18 protein-coding genes are annotated in these 22,722 nt (G+C 42.3%); 7 read left to right on the top strand and 11 right to left on the bottom strand.

The window, feature by feature from the left end; genetic code table 11:
• Positions 1-29: 29 nt before the first annotated feature.
• The 9 genes from GO816_RS06670 to GO816_RS06630 all read right to left on the bottom strand — a co-directional run bounded on the left by GO816_RS06670 (position 30) and on the right by GO816_RS06630 (position 14,334).
• Positions 30-3,167 carry an efflux RND transporter permease subunit gene (locus GO816_RS06670; protein WP_157540573.1) on the bottom strand — a complete coding sequence of 1,046 codons (3,138 nt, stop codon included), beginning with the start codon at positions 3,165-3,167 and terminating at the stop codon, positions 30-32.
• A 70-nt stretch (positions 3,168-3,237) separates the two neighbouring features.
• Entirely contained in the window at positions 3,238-4,335 is a 1,098-nt protein-coding gene (locus GO816_RS06665) for an efflux RND transporter periplasmic adaptor subunit (RefSeq protein ID WP_157540572.1), read from the bottom strand.
• A 53-nt stretch (positions 4,336-4,388) separates the two neighbouring features.
• Positions 4,389-5,663: a TolC family protein gene (locus GO816_RS06660; RefSeq protein WP_157540571.1), complete on the bottom strand. Its 1,275-nt coding sequence runs from the start codon at positions 5,661-5,663 to the stop codon at positions 4,389-4,391.
• 125 nt (positions 5,664-5,788) lie between these two features.
• Positions 5,789-7,156: a sensor histidine kinase gene (locus GO816_RS06655; protein ID WP_157540570.1), complete on the bottom strand. Its 1,368-nt coding sequence runs from the start codon at positions 7,154-7,156 to the stop codon at positions 5,789-5,791.
• Between the two features lie 3 nt (positions 7,157-7,159).
• Positions 7,160-7,843: a response regulator transcription factor gene (locus tag GO816_RS06650; protein WP_157540569.1), complete on the bottom strand. Its 684-nt coding sequence runs from the start codon at positions 7,841-7,843 to the stop codon at positions 7,160-7,162.
• A 146-nt stretch (positions 7,844-7,989) separates the two neighbouring features.
• The gene (locus GO816_RS06645; RefSeq protein ID WP_157540568.1) at positions 7,990-9,432 is read right to left on the bottom strand and encodes a TolC family protein; all 1,443 of its coding nucleotides are present in this window, start codon (positions 9,430-9,432) and stop codon (positions 7,990-7,992) included.
• A gap of 11 nt (positions 9,433-9,443) precedes the next feature.
• Complete coding sequence (locus tag GO816_RS06640; RefSeq protein WP_157540830.1) at positions 9,444-12,605, bottom strand: efflux RND transporter permease subunit; 3,162 nt, start codon at positions 12,603-12,605, stop codon at positions 9,444-9,446.
• Between the two features lie 86 nt (positions 12,606-12,691).
• Positions 12,692-13,828 carry an efflux RND transporter periplasmic adaptor subunit gene (locus tag GO816_RS06635; protein ID WP_157540567.1) on the bottom strand — a complete coding sequence of 379 codons (1,137 nt, stop codon included), beginning with the start codon at positions 13,826-13,828 and terminating at the stop codon, positions 12,692-12,694.
• Positions 13,829-13,935: 107 nt separating this feature from the next.
• Complete coding sequence (locus GO816_RS06630) at positions 13,936-14,334, bottom strand: hypothetical protein (protein WP_157540566.1); 399 nt, start codon at positions 14,332-14,334, stop codon at positions 13,936-13,938.
• Positions 14,335-14,726: 392 nt separating this feature from the next.
• Between GO816_RS06630 and GO816_RS06625 the strand changes: the two genes are divergently transcribed.
• From GO816_RS06625 to GO816_RS06600, 6 genes are all read left to right on the top strand, one after another.
• Positions 14,727-15,410, top strand: coding sequence for a response regulator transcription factor (locus GO816_RS06625; protein ID WP_157540565.1), 684 nt, complete (start codon positions 14,727-14,729; stop codon positions 15,408-15,410).
• Positions 15,411-16,766 (top strand): sensor histidine kinase, encoded by a 1,356-nt coding sequence (locus GO816_RS06620; RefSeq protein WP_157540564.1) that lies wholly within the window; start codon positions 15,411-15,413, stop codon positions 16,764-16,766. It begins immediately after the preceding gene.
• A gap of 101 nt (positions 16,767-16,867) precedes the next feature.
• The gene (locus tag GO816_RS06615) at positions 16,868-17,353 is read left to right on the top strand and encodes a hypothetical protein (protein WP_157540563.1); all 486 of its coding nucleotides are present in this window, start codon (positions 16,868-16,870) and stop codon (positions 17,351-17,353) included.
• Between the two features lie 216 nt (positions 17,354-17,569).
• Positions 17,570-18,868: an amidohydrolase gene (locus tag GO816_RS06610; protein WP_157540562.1), complete on the top strand. Its 1,299-nt coding sequence runs from the start codon at positions 17,570-17,572 to the stop codon at positions 18,866-18,868.
• Between the two features lie 15 nt (positions 18,869-18,883).
• Positions 18,884-19,543, top strand: coding sequence for a hypothetical protein (locus tag GO816_RS06605; RefSeq protein ID WP_157540561.1), 660 nt, complete (start codon positions 18,884-18,886; stop codon positions 19,541-19,543).
• A gap of 12 nt (positions 19,544-19,555) precedes the next feature.
• The gene (locus GO816_RS06600; protein WP_157540560.1) at positions 19,556-19,888 is read left to right on the top strand and encodes a low molecular weight protein tyrosine phosphatase family protein; all 333 of its coding nucleotides are present in this window, start codon (positions 19,556-19,558) and stop codon (positions 19,886-19,888) included.
• A 30-nt stretch (positions 19,889-19,918) separates the two neighbouring features.
• Here GO816_RS06600 and serS read toward each other — a convergent pair whose 3' ends face one another.
• Positions 19,919-21,190: a serine--tRNA ligase gene (serS, locus tag GO816_RS06595; RefSeq protein WP_157540559.1), complete on the bottom strand. Its 1,272-nt coding sequence runs from the start codon at positions 21,188-21,190 to the stop codon at positions 19,919-19,921.
• 149 nt (positions 21,191-21,339) lie between these two features.
• Between serS and rsmI the strand changes: the two genes are divergently transcribed.
• Complete coding sequence (gene rsmI, locus GO816_RS06590; RefSeq protein ID WP_157540558.1) at positions 21,340-22,023, top strand: 16S rRNA (cytidine(1402)-2'-O)-methyltransferase; 684 nt, start codon at positions 21,340-21,342, stop codon at positions 22,021-22,023.
• Positions 22,024-22,031: 8 nt separating this feature from the next.
• Here the strand turns inward: rsmI and GO816_RS06585 are convergent, their stop codons facing one another.
• Positions 22,032-22,556: a DUF922 domain-containing protein gene (locus tag GO816_RS06585; protein ID WP_198171436.1), complete on the bottom strand. Its 525-nt coding sequence runs from the start codon at positions 22,554-22,556 to the stop codon at positions 22,032-22,034.
• Positions 22,557-22,722: the final 166 nt, after the last annotated feature.

Genomic DNA, 22,722 nt, shown 5'->3' with positions numbered 1-22,722 from the left:
CACACTCAACCTCAACCGTTACCACACGGCTAAGAACTTATGGCCCCAAGCTTTTTAAGCAGCTTGCGGTTTTCGCGACGGTGTATAAGTTTATACACCATTGCATATATGATTGGCAAAATCAATAAAGTAAGAATAGTAGAGGTAACTAAACCGCCTATAACTACGATGGCTAAAGGCTTTTGCGTTTCAGAACCAATACCGGTTGATATTGCTGCCGGCATCAAACCTATAGCAGCCATTAATGCCGTCATTACTACCGGCCTTACCCTTGATATTACGCCTTTAAGGATAGCATCATCAAGGTGCATGCCCTCTTCAATGTTCTTGCGGAACACCGATATTAGTATCACACCATTTTGTATACACACCCCAAACAAGGCAATAAAACCTATACCGGCTGATATACTGAAATTGATACCCGTAATGTGCAGTGCAAGTATACCCCCTATTAAGGCAAACGGAACATTAAGGATAACCAATATGGCATCTTTAGCATTACCAAACATGCTAAATAGGATGAGGAATATCACCACCAAACAGATAGGAACAACCTGTGACAAGGTTTTTGACGCACGAATTTGATTTTCAAATTCGCCGTTCCAGGTAAAGCTGTAGCCATGGTCAAGCTTTACTACTTTACCTACCTTATGCTGTGCTTCGTCAATGGTGCTGCCCAAATCGCGGCCACGAACTGAGAATTTAACAGCGATATAACGGCTGTTATTATCACGGAATATAAACGCCGGGCCTGTAATTTGCTTAATTTTTGAAATTTCTTTAATTGCTATCTGCGATCCGTTCAATGTAGGCACCATCAGGTTTTCAATTTTGGCCTGCGCATCACGAAACTCCTTTTGATAGCGTATGCGTATATCAAACTTGCGTTCTCCTTCATAAAGTTCTGACGCCGCCTTCCCTCCTATAGCCATTTCAATAACCGAGTTGGCATCGGCAGTTGCCACGCCATAGCGGGCCATTTTCTTTTGGTCAAGTTCAATCCTGAACTCCGGCTGGCCTAAGTTTCGCAATACACCCAAATCTTCAACACCTTTGATATGCTTAAGCACGCCCATTACCTCGTTGGCCTTATGGTCGAGCACTTCAAAATCGGGCCCGAATATTTTCACCGCCATTGATGCCGGTACACCTGCAACAGCTTCGGCCACGTTATCAATAATAGGCTGTGAGTAATTGTAGATAATACCCGGAAACTGGCTCAGCTTTTTATCCATCTGCGCAATGAGCTCTTCCTGGGTAATGTGACGCTTCCATTGCTTTTTAGGCAACAGGTCAACCTGTATTTGTACGTTGAAAAAGCCCTTAGGGTCGGTACCATCATTGGTACGGCCCACCTGCGACAGCGTTTGCTTAACCTCAGGAAACTGCATCAGTATATCGCGCATTTTGTTGGTAAGGTTAACTGAGCTTTCAATTGAGGTACTCATAGGTAATTGTGCAGTAACCCAAAGAGCTCCCTCATTTAGCTGTGGCAAAAATTCAGTACCCAAAAGCTTGGCCGATGCAAAAGTTAATGCCATGAAAACCACCGATACAATCAGACTAAGCTTTTGATTACGGAAGGTAAAGCTAAACATGCGCCTAACTCCGTTTTCAAAAAAGTTAACTACCGGATTATGCTTTTCCTTTACATTTTTACGCAACAATATGCTTGATAGTGCAGGCACCAATGTAAGCGTAAATATGAGTGCTCCTAATAATGCAAAACCTAATGTATAAGCCAGCGGCGAAAACATTTTACCTTCAACCTTTTGGAAGGCAAAAATTGGCACCAAACAGGTAAGGATAATTAATTTAGAAAAGAAGATAGCCTTTCCCATTTCGGCACCTACATTTTTAAACAAACCAAGCTTTGCCAATTTGTTGAAGCGCTGCATACCAACTTCATGCGCTTTGTGGTCGAGCGCTACAAATATGCCTTCAACCATTACCACGGCCCCGTCTATAATAATACCGAAATCAACAGCACCCATTGAAAGCAGGTTGGCCGTCATACCTTTTAACCGCAGGCAAATAAAGGCAAACAGTAATGCCAGCGGAATTATAATGGCAACAGTAAGTGTGGTGCGCCAATCGGCCATAAACAAAAACACAATTACGGTTACCAATACAATACCCTCAACCAGGTTGTGTATTACGGTTTCGGTACAAAACTCAATAAGGTTGGTACGATCATAAAAAGTGGAAATTTTAACGTCTTTAGGCAGTACGTTTTCATTCATGTCTGTAACCTTATCACGAATTCTTTCCAACACATCGGCAGGATTCTCGCCTTTACGCATCACCACAATACCTTCAATAACGTCATCCTTTTTATCCCTGCCAACCTGACCTAAACGCGGCAAGCCACCCTCTTTAATATCGGCAACGTTTTTAACCAGTATAGGAACATTGTTTACGTTTTTAATGATGATATTTTCTATCTCGCCAATGTTGTTAATGAGACCAATACCGCGTACAACAAAGGCCTGGTCATTCTTTTCAATAATGTCACCACCCACATTTATATTACTGCGGTTTACGGCGGTGTAAACATCTAAAGATGTAAGCCCGTATTTGCGAAGCAACAGCGGGTTAACGCTTACTTCGTACGTTTTTTCTTCGCCACCAAAGCTGTTTACGTCGGCAACGCCGGGTATAGCTTTAAATTGGCGGTCTAAAACCCAGTCTTGTATGGCAGTAAGTTCATGTAATGATTTTGTACGGCTCTTAAGCGTGTAGCGAAAAATTTCACCTGTTGGGCCATACGGCGGTTCAATTTCAGGTTTTACCCCATCAGGTAACTCCGCATTCATAATGCGGCTCATTACCTGCTGGCGGGCAAATGAATCATCTACATCGTCATCAAATATGATGCGCACATATGATAAGCCAAAAGATGATGTGGTGCGCAGGTTTGATTTCTTTTGAACGGAATTAAGCACGGTTTCCATGGGTATGGTAACCAGCTTTTCCATTTCCTCGGCACTGTGACCAGGCCACTGCGCTATAATAATGATCTGTGTGTTGGTAACATCAGGAAAAGTCTCGATTGGGGTATTTGTATAGCTCCAAACACCAAGTATAGCCAACACGCCGGTCATAAAAAACACCATGGCGCGGTGACGTAACGAGAAGTATATAATATTTTTGATGAGCTTATTCATTGTGTATGTTGATTACCGGCAAACTGAAGTTGCCTGCCAATTAATAAAAAGGGAAAGGGTAAATGCCGGACTATTCTTCGGTTAAGGCATTGTATAGCAACAACTGATTTTTGGAGATCACCTTATCTCCCGGCTTTAATCCTGATGACAGATAAGCAACATTGTCAAGCGTTTTAATCACATTAACCTCACGCACCTGCAAATCACATTTGCTGTTATACACCACCACATAGTTTTTACCGCTATCAAAAATTACAGCATCGTTTGTAATTGACACCGCCTGTGAAGCTTCGGCATTGGTAACAAGCACATTAGTAAACATCTCGGGCTTTAATAACCTGTCGGGGTTAGGAAGCACAATGCGTACGTTGAGAACCTTGCTGTCAGGATCAAGCACCGAACCAACATTATCAACCTTGCCGGTGAATTGCTTATCAGGATAAGCCAGCGTAGTAACCTGCGCTGCGTAGCCCACTTTAACTTTGGCAATATCAGTTTCAAATACGTTGGCATTTACCCAAACGTCTTTCATATCTGATATGGTAAACATACTGCTGCCGTTATCCGGACGTATGTAATTGCCTGCACTTATATTCTTTTCAACAATGTAACCGCTACGTGGGGCCTTTACAATCAATGTACCGGCAGCGTTGGTATTACCTCCGCCATTAATGGCAATTTGCTCTTGCACCTTACGGTTGGCCGCAACAGCTTTGGTATAGTTCTCTTTGGCCTCAGTATAATCGCGCTCGCTTGATATACCATTTTTATAAAGGTACTCGGCCTGTTGTAAAGCACGCTGACTGATAGCCAAATCGGCTTTGGCCGAAGTAAGGTCAGAATAGTTGCCGGCAACGTCGGCGCTGCGAATTACAGCCAGTGTTTGGCCTTTATTCACCTTATCACCTAATGATACATTCACGTTCATTACCTGCCCGCTGGCAAACGGAAATACTTTTACCACGCTGTTTTCATCGAATGACACCTCTCCGCTAAGCTTCAGCTCGTTTTTCATGGCCGATTCGCGGGCGGTATCAATAGTAATCATGCGGGCAAGTGAATCGCTGATGCAAACCTGCTTGTTCTCCATGGTGCCGGTTTTCTTTTCTTCGCAAGCGGTTAAAACGGTGATTGCCGCCATTGCCACGTATATAATTCTTGAGTTCATTGTTGTATGTTTTAAGGATTTCACCGGTGTTTAAAGTGATTCCGATTGTATGATTATTGTGCTGCTATTACTGTAGAACCTACTGCATAATTTAAATCAGCTATTGATCTTTGTAAGTTCATTTGTAGTTGAAGGATCTTAATTTTAGTCTCTTTATAAGAGTCAAAAAAGTCTATAAATTCAGGCAGACTGATTTGACGTTGCTGAAAGCTTTTCATCATGGCAGCAAAAATCTGATCGTATTTGTCATAAAAATCACTTTCGGTTTTTCCTAAAAGCTGCTGGCTAAGGTTATACTGCTGCACGGCGTTGTAAACCTCATTTTTCACCTGCAATTCGCTGTTTTTAACAACAAATTCCTGGCTTTGGGCAGCCAGTTTAGCCGACTTGATATTGCCCTGATTACGATTGAAGAATGGCAGCGGGGCACTTATTTGCAGCCCAATTACATTGCGCGTATAGCTACTGTTTTGGTCAAAACTGGTTCCTATAGTTATATCGGGTTTTGCAAGAGCTTGCTGCAACTTTAGGTTGCTGTTATTTTGATCTAACGTGTATTGGTTTACCAAATAATCAGCACGTGATGTTTTGGCTTGCTCGGCAAGTGCAACAGGATTAAGTGTAGTACTCTCATGCGGAGGGCTTATCAAAGGTAGAATGGCCTGATCTTCTTTTACACCTAGTAAGGTTTTCAGCTCGGCCTGCAAATCATTTAACTGGCGCTCATTGTCAACCAGTTCATTCTGAAGGTTAAAAAGTAAAGCTTTTAGCCTTACCAAGTCTTTAAGCGATGTATTTCCAGCCTGGTAAGCTTTATCTGTTGCGTTAACCAAACCTGTGGCGGATTTAATTTCGGTTGCGTAAACCTTGCGTTGCGCTATCAAATTGGCTGCTTCAGCAAAATCAAGCTGTAAGTTGTAACGCAGGTTACGCAGCAAATCATCAAATGCAGCCTGTTGAATTCTGGTACCGTCTTCGGCCACTTTAATTTGCTTTCCACGTTTCCCCGCAGTTTGTATAAGCTGGGTTAATTGAACAAATACCTGCCCGCTGCCATTGCGGTGATCAAAAAACTTACCTGAATTGTCTACCACATTCTGATCAGTTGACAAAACAGGGTTATCCCACAAACGGGCCTGTTGTACTAATGCCTGCGCAGCATCAACATTGTATTTTTGAGCAAGCAGGCTCAGGTTATTTTGAAGAAACAGCTTTTCGGCATCTTTAAAGCTTAACCGAAGGCTATCGGTTTGAGCATTAGCATGCCCGGCAAAAAAGGTAATGAGTGGTATAAACAGGAGCTTTACTCCTTTTGATATATTGAACATGTTGTTTTGAACTGTTGATAATTCAAAACTATTGTGGCTGAATTAGACGTGCATTAAACGTGCATTAGAATGACATTAGAAAGCAAAAGCAGGATTATATATTGAATGTAGCCACCCGCAACCGATCACCTACTTTTAATAAAGGTTAAAATAAATGAACTTCCGGATGAACCATCAGATACAACTTTGATTGTACCATTGCAAAGCTGTATAATTTTACCTGCTATGTACAGGCCTATCCCACTACCCTGTACATGGTTACGGGTACCCTCGGCACGGTAGAATGATTTAAAAATCTGGTCAATATCTTCGGCTTTTATACCGGTGCCTTTATCAGTAATTTCAATTTGGATGGTATCCTGGCGTGCATCAAAAGTTACATTTACTGCTGCATCTTTCGAATACTTAAATGCGTTATCAATAATGTTATTGAGTGCTATGGCAAGTAATGATTTATTTGCCATGATGACCAGTGCATTCTCATCTTCAGGAAATTCTTTAAACTGCAAAATGAGTTTATCAGTTCCCTTCTTTTCAATCCAATACTCGTTAAGCTCCCACATCAGCTCATCCATGCGTACCGGCTGCAATACCGTTTGAGTATAATTGAAATCAACCTGGGCAAGTTCCATTAAGCTGGTAATTGTGGCTTGCAAGTGCATGGCATCATTGGATATGGATTGCAGTACGCGATTATACTCCTGCGGACTACGTGCCTTTTCAAGTGCTACGTCGGCCTCGCCCATAATACTGGTTAGCGGGGTACGCAACTCGTGCGATGCATTGGACACAAAACTGCGTTGCAACTCAAAAGCATTCTCCAAACGTTCGAGCAGGTTATTGAAGTTGCTTATTAGTTCGGCTATTTCATCGTTATTTTTAACACCGGCAATACGCAGGTGCAGATTACTTGACCTTATGTGCCGTATTTCGCCTATAATACGTTGTATGGGAGCCAGCGATTTACTGGCAAACCACTGACCTGCAAAGAATAAAATGGCACTGAAACCTAAAAAAAGAATAAGGGTTATGCGTGCCAGCATAGTTACCCTAGGGTTAAAGTTACGGTCAACGGCAGAAGCCAGAATCACAAAATTGCCTTGGTTATCATGAAAGTAACGACCTATAACCTGCCTGTTTTCTTCTTCGTACTCAATCTCTCCTTTACGCCTTACTTCTTCAATGGTTGAATTGCGCCAGTATATACCGTTTGATGATACGAAGGCGGCTTTATTACCATCATTATAAACCCGTATAACTTCGTTAGGTAGCTTTTCAAGATACTTTTGCTGAACCTGAACCAGTGAATCGGCACCAATTTCGTCAGCTTTTAAATAAAGTTGCGCAGCCACGTTTACCCTGTCAGACAGGCGCTTGTTAAAATCTGTTTTAAGAAAGCCAAACACGGCAAAATACAAGGCCAGCAATACCAGCAGTAATGTGCCCGAGCTGATGAGGGTAAAGTATAAAGATAGCCTTGTTCTTATTTTCATTATCTATTGCTGAACCTTCATAATATAGCCCATACCTATAACAGTATGAATTAACTTATTATCAAAACCCTTTTGTACTTTATTGCGCAGATAATTAACATATACATCAACCATGTTGGTGCCGGTATCAAAGTTAAGCCCCCAAACTTTTTCCAGCATAAACTCGCGCGAAAGCAGCTTACCGGGGTTGCGCATAAATAATTCAAGCAAAGCATATTCTTTTGCGGTGAGCGTTATTTTCTTACCGGCACGTTCGGCAGTTTTGTCCCAGGTATCAAGCTTTAAATCGGCAAATGTTAACACGTGCGTGGTGGTTTCGGCCATGTTGCGCCGGCGTAATAAAGCCTCAATACGGGCAAGCAGTTCGTTAAAATGGAAAGGTTTAATTAAATAATCATCGGCACCTGCATGCAAACCGGTTACCTTATCATCAATGGTACCTAAGGCACTTAACATCAATATGGGTACCTGGCTTTGCTTTTGACGAATTTGCTTACAAAGGTCAATACCGTTTATAAGCGGAAGCATTACATCAAGTATAATCAGGTCATAACTATCTTGCAAAACGTTGGTTAAACCGGCAATACCGTCTTTGGCCACATCAACCTGGTAATGGTGTTCCTCTAACCCTTTTTTTATAAAAGAGGACACCTTGTCTTCGTCTTCAACCAGTAAAATTTTAGCCATGGCCTATACTTGTTTTAAAGCAAACATACATAAATAGCCTAATTGTTTTAAATGGCTTACACCGCTTCAATGATGCGAATAAAAAAGCCCCGGCACAAAAGTGCCAGGGCTAAGCAGGGTTGCAGGAAAAAACTAAACACAGAAACTTAACGTTTCCAACCGCCTCCTACAGAACGGTATAAGTTAATGGCTCCAAAAAAGATGTTCTTTTTAGTATGAGCCAGTTCAAGTTCGGCATCAAGCACATTGCGCTGTGCCGTAATTACTTCAAGATAATTTGCACGGCCCACTAGGTACAAATCATTGGCTACCGATACGGCATTGTTAAGCGCTTGCACTTCCTGCTGTTTATTGCGGTAAGCAGTAGTATAGTTTTCAATACTTTTCATGCTGTTGAGCACTTCCTGGTAACTGTTGAGTACTGTTTTTTGATAACTGTACAAAGCTTGTTTACCCTCGGCTATAGTACGTTCGTAGTCGGCCTTTATTTGTTTACGATTAAATATGGGTGCCGTTACCCCGCCTAAAATTCCGTAAGCCAATGAACCCGAATTAAATAATACGGCTGAGCGGAATGCATTAAAACCAACATATGGAGATAAGGTAAGCGTGGGGAAAAACGCAGCATGAACGGCTTTGATATCGGCGTTCATAGCTCTTAGCTCAAAATCAGCCTGTTGAATATCCGGACGGTTCAATAGCAATTGCGATGGTATACCTGCCTTTAAAACAGATGGCACCTTGAGTGTATTGATAGACGTATCGCGCGGAATGCTTTTTGAAAAATTACCAGTAAGGAAATTTAGTTGATTTTCTGTTTCGGTAATTTGTTGCTTAGTCATTGCTTCTAAACCTTGCGTACGCTTAAGCTGTGCCAAAAACTGTTGTACAGCCAACTCCGTTGCACGTCCGCCCAGCTTTTGAACCTTGATAATTTCAAGTGCATTATTTTGCAACTCAATGTTCTTACGTATTACGCGTAGCTCATTATCTAATGCCAGTAACTGGTAATAGGCAGTAGCAATTTGAGAAGTGAGTGAAGTTGTTACCATTTTATAACCACTACGGCTGGCTAAAAAACGGTTAAATGCAGCTTTTTTTCTACTGCGCAGCTTGCCCCATAAATCAAGCTCCCATGAACTTTGAAAACCTAAAAAATACTCGGGCGTAGGGTTAGGTATACGCTGGTTGCCATTAATGTTTGGCGATAAATTGGTATCGTAGTTACCAACGCCATTGAGCGTGTAATCGCCATAACGTTCAACTCCTGCACGGGCGTTTAAGTTTATAGCTGGTGCCCAAAGCAACCCGTTGTACTTCAAATTTGCGTTGGCAGCTTCAACCCGTTGCAAAGCGGCAAGTATATCGGGGTTTGCACCAAACGCCGTGTCAATTAACTGCAGTAAATAGGTATCAGTAAAAAAGCTTGATACCGGTAACGTGGCAATAGTAGTGGTATCGGTTGATCCGTAATAGCTGCCCGGTATTTCATCGGGCAGCGTGGTATCAACCGTTTTTAAAGTGGTGCATGCCGTAAGCAATGCAACACCTACTGTGATAATATATGAATGAACTTTGTATTTAAACATTGTAAAACTAATTAGTGGTAGGTACTGTTTAACTCGGGTTCCAGCACCACGGGAACGGGTTCTTCTTTCTTTTTGGATTTGCTCAGGCTGGAGAATATTACGTACAATCCCGGAATTAAAATTAAACCGAAAATTGTGCCCATTAACATTCCGCCGGCGGCTGCAGTACCAATTGAACGGTTACCCATAGCACCTGCACCGCTTGCAATACAAAGCGGCACCAAGCCTGCAATAAAAGCAAATGAAGTCATCAGAATTGGTCTTAACCTTGATACGGCACCCTCAATGGCAGCCCTCAAAACTGTTGCTCCTTCACGCTCGCGCTGCACGGCAAACTCTACAATAAGAATGGCGTTCTTACCTAATAAGCCAATAAGCATTACCAATGCCACCTGCGCATATATATTGTTCTCCAAACCGGTAATTTTAAGGAAGAAGAATGCCCCCAGAATACCTGTAGGTAGTGATAAGATTACCGCTAAAGGCAGCAACAAGCTTTCGTATTGCGCTGCCAATAGCAGGTAAACAAACACTAAACAAACAATAAAAATATATATGGCCTGGTCACCCGATAGTATCTGCTCGCGCGTCATACCCGACCATTCAAAAGAATAACCTTTAGGCAGTTTTTCCTTAGCAATACGTTGTATTGCCGCAATAGCATCACCACTACTGTAACCCGGTGCGGCATCGCCCGTAACCATTGCCGAGGTGTACATATTGTAACGGGTCAACTGCTCCGGACCGTAAACACGCTCCATCCTGATGAAAGTAGAAAACGGCACCATTTCGCCTTTATCGTTCTTTACATAAAGTTGCAGCACATCCTCAGGTTTTGATCTGAACTCCGGTGATGCCTGAACCATAACCTTATACATTTGCCCAAAGCGAATAAAGTTAGAAGCGTAGTAACTACCCATTAATGTTTGTAGCGTGCTCATGGCCTTATCAATGGTGATGCCTTTTTTGGCCGCCATCGGCTGATCGACCGTGATGAGGTACTGTGGAAAGTTAGGATCGAAGCTGGAAAAAGCGTTATCAATTTCCTTTGAATCATTAAGCGCTTTTATAAACTCGTTTGATACGGTGGCCGTTTTTTGAAGATCGCCTGTACCACTTTTATCCAGCATTCGTATTTCAAAGCCACTCGAGTTACCAAAGCCAGGCACCGTAGGTGGCGGGAAAAACTGAATGGTAGCATCGCCCATGTTTCTTGTGCGGCGACGTAACTCATCAATAATATCCTGTAATGATTCTTCGCGTTCGTCCCAAGGTTTTAAGTTGATCATGGCCATACCGTATGAGGCACCGGCAATTTCATTTACCAAACTGTAACCCGATAGTGTAGATACCGACTCAATAGCTTTGATATCTTTAGTTTGCCGTTGTATGGCAGCAACAACCTCTTCGGTACGTTCAACGGTTGCACCCGGTGGGGTGGTGATGTTTACGTAAATCATACCCTGATCTTCGGTAGGGATGAAGCCAGTAGGTAGAATTTTACTTAAGCCAAATGTGCCTACAAAAAACACGGCCAGCATAACAAAGGTTACTATACGCCTGCCGGCAATTTTGCTGATGAAGCCTGAATATTTGTTTTGAACGGCATCATACCTTTTGTTAAAGCCTGCAAAAAACTTATCAATAAAGCCTTTTTTAGCATCGTGATTGTTTTTAAGCATAATGGCGCATAATGCAGGCGTAAGTGTAACGGCGTTAACACCTGAAATCACAATAGCTATGGCCATGGTTAATGAAAACTGCCTGTAAAACACTCCCACCGGGCCGCTCATAAACGCAACCGGCACAAACACGGCCGACATTACGAGTGTAATAGCCACAATTGCGCCGCTAATTTCTTTCATGGCGCTTACGGTAGCATCCATAGGGCTCATGTGCTCTTCGTGCATTTTCACGTGCACAGCCTCCACCACTACAATAGCATTATCAACCACAATACCTATGGAGAGCACCAGCGCAAAGAGGGTAAGCAGGTTTACCGAGAAGCCAAGCATCTGCATAAAAAACAGCGTACCAATCAAGGCCACAGGTACTGCCAGCGCAGGTATTAATGTTGAGCGGAAATCTTGCAGGAAGATATACACCACAATAAACACTAATATAAACGCCTCAATAAGTGTGTGCAAAACCTCGTCAATGGAGGCATCAAGAAAACGTGATACGTCATAGTTTACGTTATACGTCATTCCGCTTGGGAACGAGGTTTCCTTGAGCTCAGCCATACGGGTTTTGATGTTGTGTATAACATCACGTGCGTTTGAGCCGGGGCGCTGCTTAATCATAATAGAGGCTGATGGCCTACCATCAGTATTTGACACCATGCTGTAAGTAAGCGAGCCGAATTCAATATTGGCTACATCTTTAAGTGCCAAAACAGTACCTGATCCATCGGCACGTATTACAATGTTTTCATACTGCTTAGGCTCAAAAAACTTACCCGGGTAACGCAATACATATTGCAGCATTTGCGGCGACTTATCAGAGCTTTGACCGGTTTTACCAGGCGCAGCTTCAACGTTTTGCGCGCGAATGGCTTCAATTACTTCATCGGTTGACACCTTATAGGCCATCATGCGGTCGGGGTTTAACCATACACGCATAGAATATTCTTTGGCACCCATAATTTCGGCACGGCCCACACCATCAATACGTTTAAGCTCTTGCAGTACGTTGATGTCGGTAAAGTTGTAGATGAACTTCTCGTCCATTGCCTTATCATCACTCATGATGTTGAGGTACATAAGCATACTGTTCACCTCCTTTTCGGTGGTAACACCTGCTTTAATTACCTCTTCGGGCATCTCATCAATAATGGTGGCTACACGGTTTTGAACGTTTACCGCAGCCTGATCAGGATCGGTGCCTACGTTGAAGTAAATTTGTATAACGGTCAAACCATCATTACTACAAACCGACGACATGTAAGTCATGCCGGGCACACCGTTAATAGCACGCTCGAGTGGTGTAGCTACAGCCTTAGCACATACCTCGGCATTAGCGCCCACATAATTCGCAGTAACCGTAACCGACGGCGGAACAATATCAGGGAATTGGGTTACCGGCAATGTAAGCAAAGCCAATACGCCCAATAAGGTTATTATTAGTGAAATTACAAGCGACAGGATGGGCCGCTTTATAAAAGTTTCAAACATTACGTTAGGATTTATATCAGAAAATGGCCATTGCATACCTCAAAGCGAGGCAAGCACAGCAACTCAGAATAAAATGGAAAGCCGGCTTATTTTACAGCCAGCATAGGCGCCTCTTTCATCATGTTAGGCTTTATAACCATACCATCGCGGGCATTTTGCGCACCCTCAAACAGTATTTTATCGCCTGCTTTAAGTCCGTCTTTTACAACATAAAATTGCGAGAAACGGGTTAGGGGCGTAAAGCTGGTCATGTGGAGTTTATTGTTATTGTCCACTTTGTAAACGTAGCTCTTATCCTGTACCTCAAAAACAGACTTTTGCGGAATCATAACCGCGTTATCCATTTCGGTAGTGATATAAATTTTACCGCTTGCACCGTGGCGCAACAACTTGTGCGGATTTGGAAATTTTGCACGTAATGCTATAGAACCGGTAGTTTGTTCGATTTCGCCTTCAATAGTTTCTATCTGGCCTATGTGAGTGTAAATGCTACCGTCAGATAATTTGAGTTTTACTTTTCCGTCGCCCTGCTCTTCGCCACTATTTAGTGAGCGTTGATATTTTAGATATTCATTCTCGGGGAAGCTGAAGTAAGCGTATATGGAGCTTAAGTCTGATATACTGGTTAATAAAGTTCCCTCATCAATTAAACTACCACCTTTAAGTGGTATACGGTCAATAATACCATCAAATGGCGCCCTTATAACCGTATAGGCAATATGATTTTGAGCACTTTGTACATTGGTACGTGCTTCATCAATTGTGGCCTGGTCGGCTTTTAGTTTTGATTGGGCAACTTCAAGTTCTGTTGCAGCAAGCACTTTTTTGTTAACAAGCATTTTAACGCGGTCAACCTCAAGCCTTGAGGCAACAGCGTCGGCCTCTGCATTGCTTAAAGCTGCTTTGGCGCGGGCAAGTGATACCCGGTATTCTTCATCATTAAGCTTAAACAGCACCTGGCCTTTACGTACAGGCATACCTTCGTCAACATATATTTTTTCGAGAAAACCGCGCAAACGTGATCTGAGCTCAACGTTTTTCAGTGCCTGTATATCGGCAACGTAAGCGGTTTGCAAGGTTGTATCTTTGGCTTTAATGGTTAGTACAGGTAGTTCAAGCGTGTCTTGCGCTTGGGCATTTTGCTTGTTTGAAGAACAGCCGGCAGCTACCGATAAAATAACGGCAGCAGCAATCCAGCTATATAAATATTTAACGGAAATCATGGATCTGAGTGTATTCTAAAATGTATTAAACGCATGTGCCAGCGTGGTAACAGAAGGCACGGCCGGTTAAACCAGCTTACAGGTAACGTTAAAAAAAGAATACGAAATCAGAATGGGGAAAGCCGGAATAGGAAGTTATAGTAAGCAGGCAGCTTGGCCATACCTATAAAACTTTTGTTCACTGCATGTAGTACAGTAATTCTTACTGTTTCAAAAGGCAGGTAAAATGCGGTAGTGGGAACAAATACACGGTCGTTTGCCGAGCGGTTTCGCACGTAACGACGCTGATATTTGATTTTATGCGCTTTTTGAGCAGGAGAGTCATCATCATTGGTAACGCTTTCAATCAGGCAATCGGCCCAACTGTTAACGTTAACGTATGATTCCTCACCGTTATCTGCTATATGGCCATGAATAAAACTATCGGCCGGGTTACCCGAGTGTAAAAACGTGACTGAATTAATCAGCCAAACCGATAAAATTATATGTAACCAATTTTTAAGCATCGCTCAATTACAAAATTACAAAAATCAGGTTCATTAATTTAATATTTCAGCAACAAAAATGATACATATGCTCAAATACATGCAAAAACAAAATACGTGGCAACATGCATTTTCATTTATTGAATGCCTTAGATAAGTAACTTACTATTAACAATTTATATGCCGCACTTTAAAACAACCTCATTAAATTGTTAATGATCAATTTGCTGCGATACAGCATAAAAAGATGGCTGACATAGGTAAACGATGTTGTAACTTACTTTATGAACGCAAATTCTTATTAGTTTTTAATTGAATGCTTATATGTTTGTTGATGAGCCTGTAAGCTACCGGTTATACTTATTGCGTTAATCTTTTTTGCATTGCAGTTGTTAAACATTAAACCACCATCAATGGCTTTATTATTAGTTGAAGACGAACCGAATGTAGTATCGGTAATTAAACGCGGACTGGCTGATTTCGGCTTTGATGTAAGTGTTGCCGGAAACGGTTTAACAGGTTTACAAATGGCGCTTAGCCATCCGTTTGATCTTATTATTCTTGACGTTATGCTGCCCGGCATAGATGGGGTTCAGATTTGTAAACGCATTAGGGAAAAGAACACAAGCGTGCCTATTTTGATGCTTACGGCTCTTGACTCCACCGAGAACATTGTAACCGGACTTGACACCGGTGCCGATGATTACATGGTTAAGCCGTTTAAAATTGCGGAGCTTGCGGCAAGATTGCGCACTTTACTACGAAGACGCCAAAATGATAATCAACCAGCAAATACGCTATATAAAATTGCCGACCTGGAAGTAGACGTAGAGGCAAAAACAGTTTACCAGGGCGACGTAGCGCTTAACCTAACTCCTACTGAATACCGCTTACTGGAGTATTTTGTAAAGAATCAAAAGAAAGTATTATCGCGCATACAGATACTTGAAAACGTTTGGGACATTGATTTTAACCTGGGCACCAACGTGGTTGACGTATATGTAAATTACCTGCGCAAAAAGTTAGAAAAAAACAGCAACCATAAACTTATACATACCGTATTTGGCATGGGTTATATGTTTAAGGATTCGGACTAAATGAAGATACAAACCAAAATAACACTCCTGTTTCTTATTCTCTCAACAGGAATACTTGTTTTGCTGAACACCTTCATTTTGTACTTTGACTATCAATTTAATTACGACGATTTTTTTAAGCGCCTCGAAGCAAGAGTTAATCTTACGGCCGAAACCCGACTTTTTCCCGGAGAACGCAGCCGCGCTTATGAAGAGGTGAGAAACAAGTATCTTGAAAAACTTGACAGCGAAACAGAATACATTATAAAGGCCGATGCAAAAGGTAGCTTTAATACAAAGCAGTTCCCGGCCGAATTTGCAGATGAAATTTTAAGTCAGGGAAAATCGAGGTACAAGCATAGAAACAGGTTTTTGGCAGGTAAGATAGTTGCTGCTATTCCTGATAAGTATATTGTTATTGTTTCGGCGCGCAACCCCTATGGTATGCGCGAGCTGAAAGAGCTGCAAAAAATTATAATAGTAGGGTTTACCGGCTCCCTTATCATCGCTTTTTTTGTCGGCAAGGTATTTTCGTATTACACTTTTGATCCTATACGTAAACTTACCGACCGTATGAAGGTGATCACCTCTGATAACTTGCACCTGCGGCTAAACGACTGGAACGGTAAAGATGAGATATCAGAACTTACACAAACTTTTAATGATATGCTCAACCGGCTCGAAACCGCGTTTGAGACTCAAAATAACTTTGTAAGCAATGCATCGCATGAGTTGCGCACACCGCTTACTATTATAAATGCCGAGGTTGAACTGGCACTCACTAAAGCCGACCTCACCGAAAACCAACGAGCCATATTCAGCACCATTTGCGCCGAAACGGATAAGCTTACGCAAATATTAAGCAGTCTGCTGCTGCTTGCCCAATCAGGCTTTAACGGCCGTAAGCAAAGCTGGCAAACCATTAGGGTTGATGAATTGATTTGGATGTCGGTTGGATCGGTTAAAAAAATACAGGCACAAAGCAATATCGAAGTTGATTTTGAAACCCTGCCCGAAAACGAGGAACTTCTTCAAATATCGGGCAATAGCAATCTGCTTAGGCTGGCTATCACCAACATCATCAGCAATGCCTGCAAATACTCACAAAACCAATTGGTAACCGTTAAGTTAACCGTACAAAATAAGCAAATTGGCATAACAGTTACCGATCAGGGCATTGGCATACCGTCGTCGGAGCTGCCTTACATTTTTGAGCCGTTCTTTAGGGCTTCAAACACACTTAACTTTCAGGGTTATGGCGTAGGTTTACCCTTAACGCTTAATATTATAAGGCTACATAAAGGCACTATTGATATCAGCTCAGAAGTAGGCAAAGGCACCCAGATACTTATTTTGCTTCCTATAGCAACAGCCTGATTATTCTAATTAAATTTTAACATCCTTCTTAGTTGTTGCTAATCAAATAAGCCTACCATTGTAATGTAACCAATGCGGGTTGTGCTTTTAATTAAGGCATTATGCAAAAACTGCTTATTCCAACTGACTTTGATCTACGTACCTTAAAGTACGTACCCGGAATAGCAGAACACTTTGCCCCACAAAAAACAACCATTGTTTTGGTTCACATGATGAAGATTACCGACAACGTAAGCGAGCTTAAAATGCTTGCCAAACGATCTGCCGAGAGAAAGTTTGTACCGCCTGAATTTTATGATGCCTGTAAACTGCTGGTAAAGGATATCCCTGGTTTAGCAAGTATTAAAATTGAGTTTTTTTACGGCAGTACACTTGCATCATTTAAAGCTTCCATAACCGAAAATAAAATAAGCGCCGCCGTATTGCTTAGCGGGTATAATTATAAACTGCTGTTTAAACACAGTATAGAACCTACCTTACTGATAAACCGCAGTGGTATTAATGTAATTAACGCACATTATAAAACTAAGTTAAACCTGCCTGTTACGGCCCTTAACAACTCCGAGCAGCAGCTTTATTTGAAATGAGTTAAGTATTAAGTGTTTAGCCATACTTAAAATGAATATGCCTTGCAGCATGCAGGAAAGGCACAAGCCGCTTAAACGCAATGTTTATATCCTGTAGTTTTTGTTTAGTGTTTGTTTTTTAATGCAAGGGCTGCCCGGTACCACGGTGCAGCCCTTTGCTATTTAAAATGCTTACATTAAAGTTCATTTTAGTATATTAAGCCTAAATTAACGAGCATGAAAAAGCTTTACTTTATCGCAATTTTACTCAACACAACTATATGCTTTGGGCAAACCACACTTAAAACAAAAGCTGCACAACAGGCCGAGCAACTCAAAGATAAAGTAATTGCGTGGCGCCGTGATTTTCACGCAAACCCCGAGCTGGGCAATCATGAAACCCGTACTGCCGGCATTATTGCCAACCATTTAAAAGCCTTGGGTATTGAAGTTAAAACCGGGGTAGCCAAAACCGGCGTTGTTGGCCTGCTTAAAGGCGGCAAACCCGGGCCGGTAGTTGCCTTAAGGGCCGACATGGACGGCTTACCAATTATTGAGCGCACGGCAGTACCATTTGCATCAAAAATAAAATCTACTTATAACAATGCCGAAGTTGGCGTTATGCACGCTTGCGGTCATGATACACATGTAGCCATATTAATGGGCGTGGCCGAAATACTGTCGAGTATAAAAAAAGAGCTTCATGGCACGGTAAAATTTATTTTCCAACCGGCAGAGGAAGGTGCTCCATTTGGTGAGGAAGGCGGCGCCGAGCTTATGATTAAAGAGGGTGTGCTTGCTAACCCTAAGGTTGATGCTATTTTTGGTTTACATATTAACGCGCAAACCGAGGTGGGTAAAATCACTTATCGTCCGGGTGGAACAATGGCAGCCGTTAATGATATGCAGATTGTGGTTAAAGGCAGGCAGGCACATGGCGCTTACCCATGGAGCAGTGTTGACCCTATTGTGGTGTCGGCACAAATTATAAACAGCTTGCAAACCATTGTAAGCCGCAACATTAATGTAACCGAAAACGCCGCTGTAGTAACTATTGGCTCTATCCAAGGCGGCAACCGCTCCAACATTATCCCTGAGCAGGTAACCATGCTGGGCACTTTAAGGGCGTTAAGTACCGAAGACGAAAAAACGCTTATTGAACGCGTAAAAACTATAGCCACTAAAACTGCCGAAGCAGCCGGAGCCACGGCCGAAGTAAAAATACCGCTGAGTGTACGCTACCCTGTAACTTATAACGATCCTAAGCTTACTGAAAAAATGCTCCCTACTTTGCAAGCTACTGCCGGCGCCGCCAACGTACTTTTACGCCCCGCTGTAACCGGTGCCGAAGATTTTAGCTTTTTCCAGGAAAAGATACCTGGCTTGTTCATTTTTTTGGGAGGCATGCCCAAAGGACAGGATCCGCTTAAAACAGCAGCCCACCATACACCCGATTTTTACGTAGATGAAAGCGGATTGACGTTGGGTGTAAAAGCGCTATGTAATTTAACGTTGGACTATATGGCTGGGAAGTAAGCCTACACCTAAACTATGCAAAGTACATTTATTCAATACAGAAAATTTGATGACCCAGCGCTTGCCGAAAATCTGATAGCCTTATTAATTGCAAATAGCGTTACTTACCAATCCGAAGAAAATAAACTGAGCTTCGATCCTTCATTCGGCGCCGTTAGCGAAACCTCCACTGAATATGTAGTAAAAATAGCGCCCGTTGATTTTGAACTTGTGAACCAACTCGTTATGGCTCACGAGGAAGCAACACTAGATCAAATAGAGGAAGATCATTATTTGCACAAATTTACAGACGAGGAATTAACGGATATTCTTATAAAACCTGATGAGTGGAGTTTTACTGACGTTATTTTAGCCGGACGACTTTTAAAAGAAAGGGGGGCTCCTGCTGATGCTGAAACCATAAAAACGCTGAAACAGAAACATTTAGCAGAACTAAGGATGCCTGCTCCGTCCCAAACCAACTGGATAATTGTAGGTTACCTTTTAGCGCCGCTTGGCGGTATTATAAGCGTATTTATTGGTTGGCACTTAATGAGCCATAAAAATATACTACCAAACGGGGAGTACGTATTCCGTTACGTAGAACGCGACAGACAGCACGGACGCATCATATTTATCGTGGGCATTATGTTTATACTAATCATCACCGCTTTCCGCATATGGCGAGAACAGTAATCACTTAACTAATTGCCCAACCTACTTTTTATCTGCAGTAAAAACCAATGGCGCAGCCCCACGGCTGAGCATTTGTTTAAAAATCACCAGGTTTATGAGGCACGTTCGGCTGGTACGAGTGAGAAGGCCCGTATAAAGGTTAGTGCTAAATTACTGGCTTGGGCCGATGTAGTTTTTGTAATGGAGCGTAAACACAAGCAACTATTACAACAACGTTTTAGAGAGGTTATAATTGAAAAAGAGGTCGTTGTACTGGATATTGAAGACAATTACCAGTACAACGACCCCGAATTAATTGCGTATTTAACTAACGCGCTAAAGCCTTATCTTGAAGAGGCGGATTAAATCCGGAATGAGAAATCCGACTTCTGAAATTTAATCAATGTACTCAAAACGGGTATAAGGCACAAGCACCTCAGGTATTTTAATACCGTTTTCGGTTTGGTTATTTTCCAATAGCGTAGCCACAATGCGCGGTAAAGCTAATGCGCTACCGTTTAAAGTATGCGCCAGTTGCGTTTTGCCCTCTGCATTACGGAAACGCAGCTTAAGGCGGTTGGCCTGGTACGTTTCAAAGTTTGATACTGATGATACCTCTAACCAACGCTGTTGTGCAGCACTCCAGGTTTCCATATCATAAGTTAACGAGGCTGTAAAGCTCATGTCGCCGCCGCATAAACGTAAAACCCGGTATGGCAGGCCAAGCTTTTGCAACAAGCCTTGTACATGGCTGCTCATTTCCTCAAGTACACTGTATGACGTATCAGGATGAACAACCTGAACTATCTCTACCTTATCAAACTGGTGTAAGCGGTTTAAACCACGCACATGTGCACCATATGAACCCGCCTCCCTGCGGAAACAAGGTGTATAGCCGGTGTTTTTTACCGGTAATTCGTCTGCTTTTAAAATTACATCACGGTACAGGTTAGTAACCGGCACCTCAGCGGTAGGTATCAGGTACAAGTTATCCTGGCCAACAAAGTACATTTGCCCTTCTTTGTCGGGTAACTGACCGGTACCAAAGCCCGAAGCTTCATTAACCAGCAATGGCAGCATAACTTCGCTGTAACCTGCCTTTTCGGCCTCATCTAAAAAGAAACTGATTAATGCACGTTGCAGCTTGGCACCTTTACCTTTATATACAGGGAAACCTGCACCTGTAATTTTAACGCCTAATTCAAAATCAATCAAATTGTACTTCGCAGCAAGCTCCCAATGAGGTAAGGCATTTTCGGGCAGCGTTGGTTTTTCGCCATGCTCCAGCACTACTTCATTTTCTTCGGGCGTTATACCAACGGGTACGCTGCTGTGCGGCAGGTTAGGCAGCTGCACAAGTTTTTGATGCAATTCCTGCTCAATGTTGGTTAGTTCTTCACCAAAACGTTTAATATCCTCTTTCCAGGTTCCGGTTTGCGATTTTACCTTTTCAGCTTCTTCCTTTTGGCCGGTGCGCATCAGCTCGCCAATACGTTTGGCAGCAGCATTGGCCTCGGCCGATGTACTGTCTAAACGGTTTTGGGTTTGCTTGCGATTATCATCAAGCGCCAAAATTTCGTCAACCAGCTCGGTTTGTTTAAAGTTTTTCACAGCCAAACGAGCCAAAACCTGTTCCTTGTTATCGCGGATATAACTAACTTGCAGCATTATTTTAATTTCTGAACGGCAAAGATAGGATTTTGTGGTTCATTGTTAGTAGTTCATGGTTGATGGTTCATAGTTCTTGGAAAGAGTATATCCGGGAGCATGTATCACCTACATTTATTGCAGCTACCATGAACCGTTAATTATAAACTATGAACAACACTACCGGCAAACTATTTTTAGTACCTACTCCCATTGGTAACCTCGAAGATATGACCTACCGTGCTGTGCGCGTACTAAAAGAGGCCGATTTGATATTGGCCGAAGATACCCGTACGTCGGCCCCTATGCTGAAGCACTTTGGCATCGAAAAACGTGTATTTGCGCACCATCAGCACAACGAGCATCAGTCGAGCAGTGAGATTGTTAAGTTTTTACTGGAAGGGAAAAACATTGCCCTAATATCAGATGCAGGCACGCCTGCCATATCCGATCCTGGTTTTTACCTGGTGCGTGAGGCATTAAAATTTAACTTACCAGTAGAGTGCCTACCAGGGGCTACAGCATTTGTACCTGCGCTGGTAAACTCAGGTTTCCCTACAGATAAGTTTTGTTTTGAAGGATTTTTGCCTTTAAAAAAAGGCCGCCAAACCCGCTACAAGCTTCTAGCCGAAGAAGAGCGTACAATTATACTATACGAATCTCCGCATCGCCTATTAAAAACATTGGACGAAATGGCTACATATTGGGGAGAAGATCGCCTGATATCTGTATCGCGCGAGTTAACCAAAGTGTTTGAAGAAACCGTACGTGGTACGGTTGCCGAGGTAAAAGCATATTACGAAACCCACCCGGTCAAAGGAGAATTTGTTATTTGCGTGGCGGGTAAAGAATAAGATTATAATTACCGCCCCATAACCAGGCTGTTTGATTCGGTAAGCTGCCTGTTTAAGAAATTGGTCCACGCGGCCTGTTGCTTTCTATCTTGCATGTGCATAGTTTCACGGTCGTAATCAGCATTCATGCGGCGGTACTTATCATCAATGCGGTTGAAAATGTTATTGGCCTGGCGCTGATAATCGCCGGTGTAATGAAAAGCGTTAAGCTCGCGTATAAGTTCCTGCTGCATTAAAAACGCAATAACATAATGTCCTTGCTCATGATGAATAACTTCTTTCATCATATCATCATTAGTTATCATTTTACGATTTATCCATGACCTTTCAGGATTGAAATTAAGCGGAATGAAAAAAGTTAAGCGATAGTTACTACGGTAATTTTGAACATTATACCGCATACTCACATTGCAACTGGTATGCGCTACATAAAAACCACTTCCGGCCGGTACCTGTCCTGTAAAATCTTCGGGGGTGAGTTGGCGGTAACTTTGGGCTTTAATTGTAAACGAGCCGCACAACATAACTAACATTAAAACCACTTTCACACATCGCTGCATCATCAATAAATTTAAATTTACAATACTGACATTTATTAAAGCGTTTGGTTTAAAACAAGCTCTTATGGATATTGTGTTATACCATGCTTTGCAATAGCGCTAAAAGTATTTATCATATTTTTAACGCTATCAAAACACT

The organism is Mucilaginibacter aquatilis, assembly GCF_009755275.1.
In the GTDB taxonomy this organism is placed as follows: Bacteria; Bacteroidota; Bacteroidia; order Sphingobacteriales; family Sphingobacteriaceae; genus Mucilaginibacter; species Mucilaginibacter aquatilis.
The sequence above is the reverse complement of the archived record's forward strand: the minus strand, read 5'-3'. Positions and strand labels throughout refer to the sequence as shown.

Coding starts and splice junctions, on each gene's coding strand:
- GO816_RS06605 (WP_157540561.1), top strand. CDS start 18,884: ATGCAAAGTACATTTATTCAATACAGAAAATTTGATGACCCAGCGCTT.
- GO816_RS06640 (WP_157540830.1), bottom strand. CDS start 12,605: ATGTTTGAAACTTTTATAAAGCGGCCCATCCTGTCGCTTGTAATTTCA.
- GO816_RS06650 (WP_157540569.1), bottom strand. CDS start 7,843: ATGGCTAAAATTTTACTGGTTGAAGACGAAGACAAGGTGTCCTCTTTT.
- GO816_RS06620 (WP_157540564.1), top strand. CDS start 15,411: ATGAAGATACAAACCAAAATAACACTCCTGTTTCTTATTCTCTCAACA.
- GO816_RS06630 (WP_157540566.1), bottom strand. CDS start 14,334: ATGCTTAAAAATTGGTTACATATAATTTTATCGGTTTGGCTGATTAAT.
- GO816_RS06670 (WP_157540573.1), bottom strand. CDS start 3,167: ATGAATAAGCTCATCAAAAATATTATATACTTCTCGTTACGTCACCGC.
- rsmI (WP_157540558.1), top strand. CDS start 21,340: ATGAACAACACTACCGGCAAACTATTTTTAGTACCTACTCCCATTGGT.
- GO816_RS06665 (WP_157540572.1), bottom strand. CDS start 4,335: ATGAACTCAAGAATTATATACGTGGCAATGGCGGCAATCACCGTTTTA.
- GO816_RS06660 (WP_157540571.1), bottom strand. CDS start 5,663: ATGTTCAATATATCAAAAGGAGTAAAGCTCCTGTTTATACCACTCATT.
- GO816_RS06635 (WP_157540567.1), bottom strand. CDS start 13,828: ATGATTTCCGTTAAATATTTATATAGCTGGATTGCTGCTGCCGTTATT.
- serS (WP_157540559.1), bottom strand. CDS start 21,190: ATGCTGCAAGTTAGTTATATCCGCGATAACAAGGAACAGGTTTTGGCT.
- GO816_RS06615 (WP_157540563.1), top strand. CDS start 16,868: ATGCAAAAACTGCTTATTCCAACTGACTTTGATCTACGTACCTTAAAG.
- GO816_RS06645 (WP_157540568.1), bottom strand. CDS start 9,432: ATGTTTAAATACAAAGTTCATTCATATATTATCACAGTAGGTGTTGCA.
- GO816_RS06585 (WP_198171436.1), bottom strand. CDS start 22,556: ATGTTAGTTATGTTGTGCGGCTCGTTTACAATTAAAGCCCAAAGTTAC.
- GO816_RS06610 (WP_157540562.1), top strand. CDS start 17,570: ATGAAAAAGCTTTACTTTATCGCAATTTTACTCAACACAACTATATGC.
- GO816_RS06625 (WP_157540565.1), top strand. CDS start 14,727: ATGGCTTTATTATTAGTTGAAGACGAACCGAATGTAGTATCGGTAATT.
- GO816_RS06655 (WP_157540570.1), bottom strand. CDS start 7,156: ATGAAAATAAGAACAAGGCTATCTTTATACTTTACCCTCATCAGCTCG.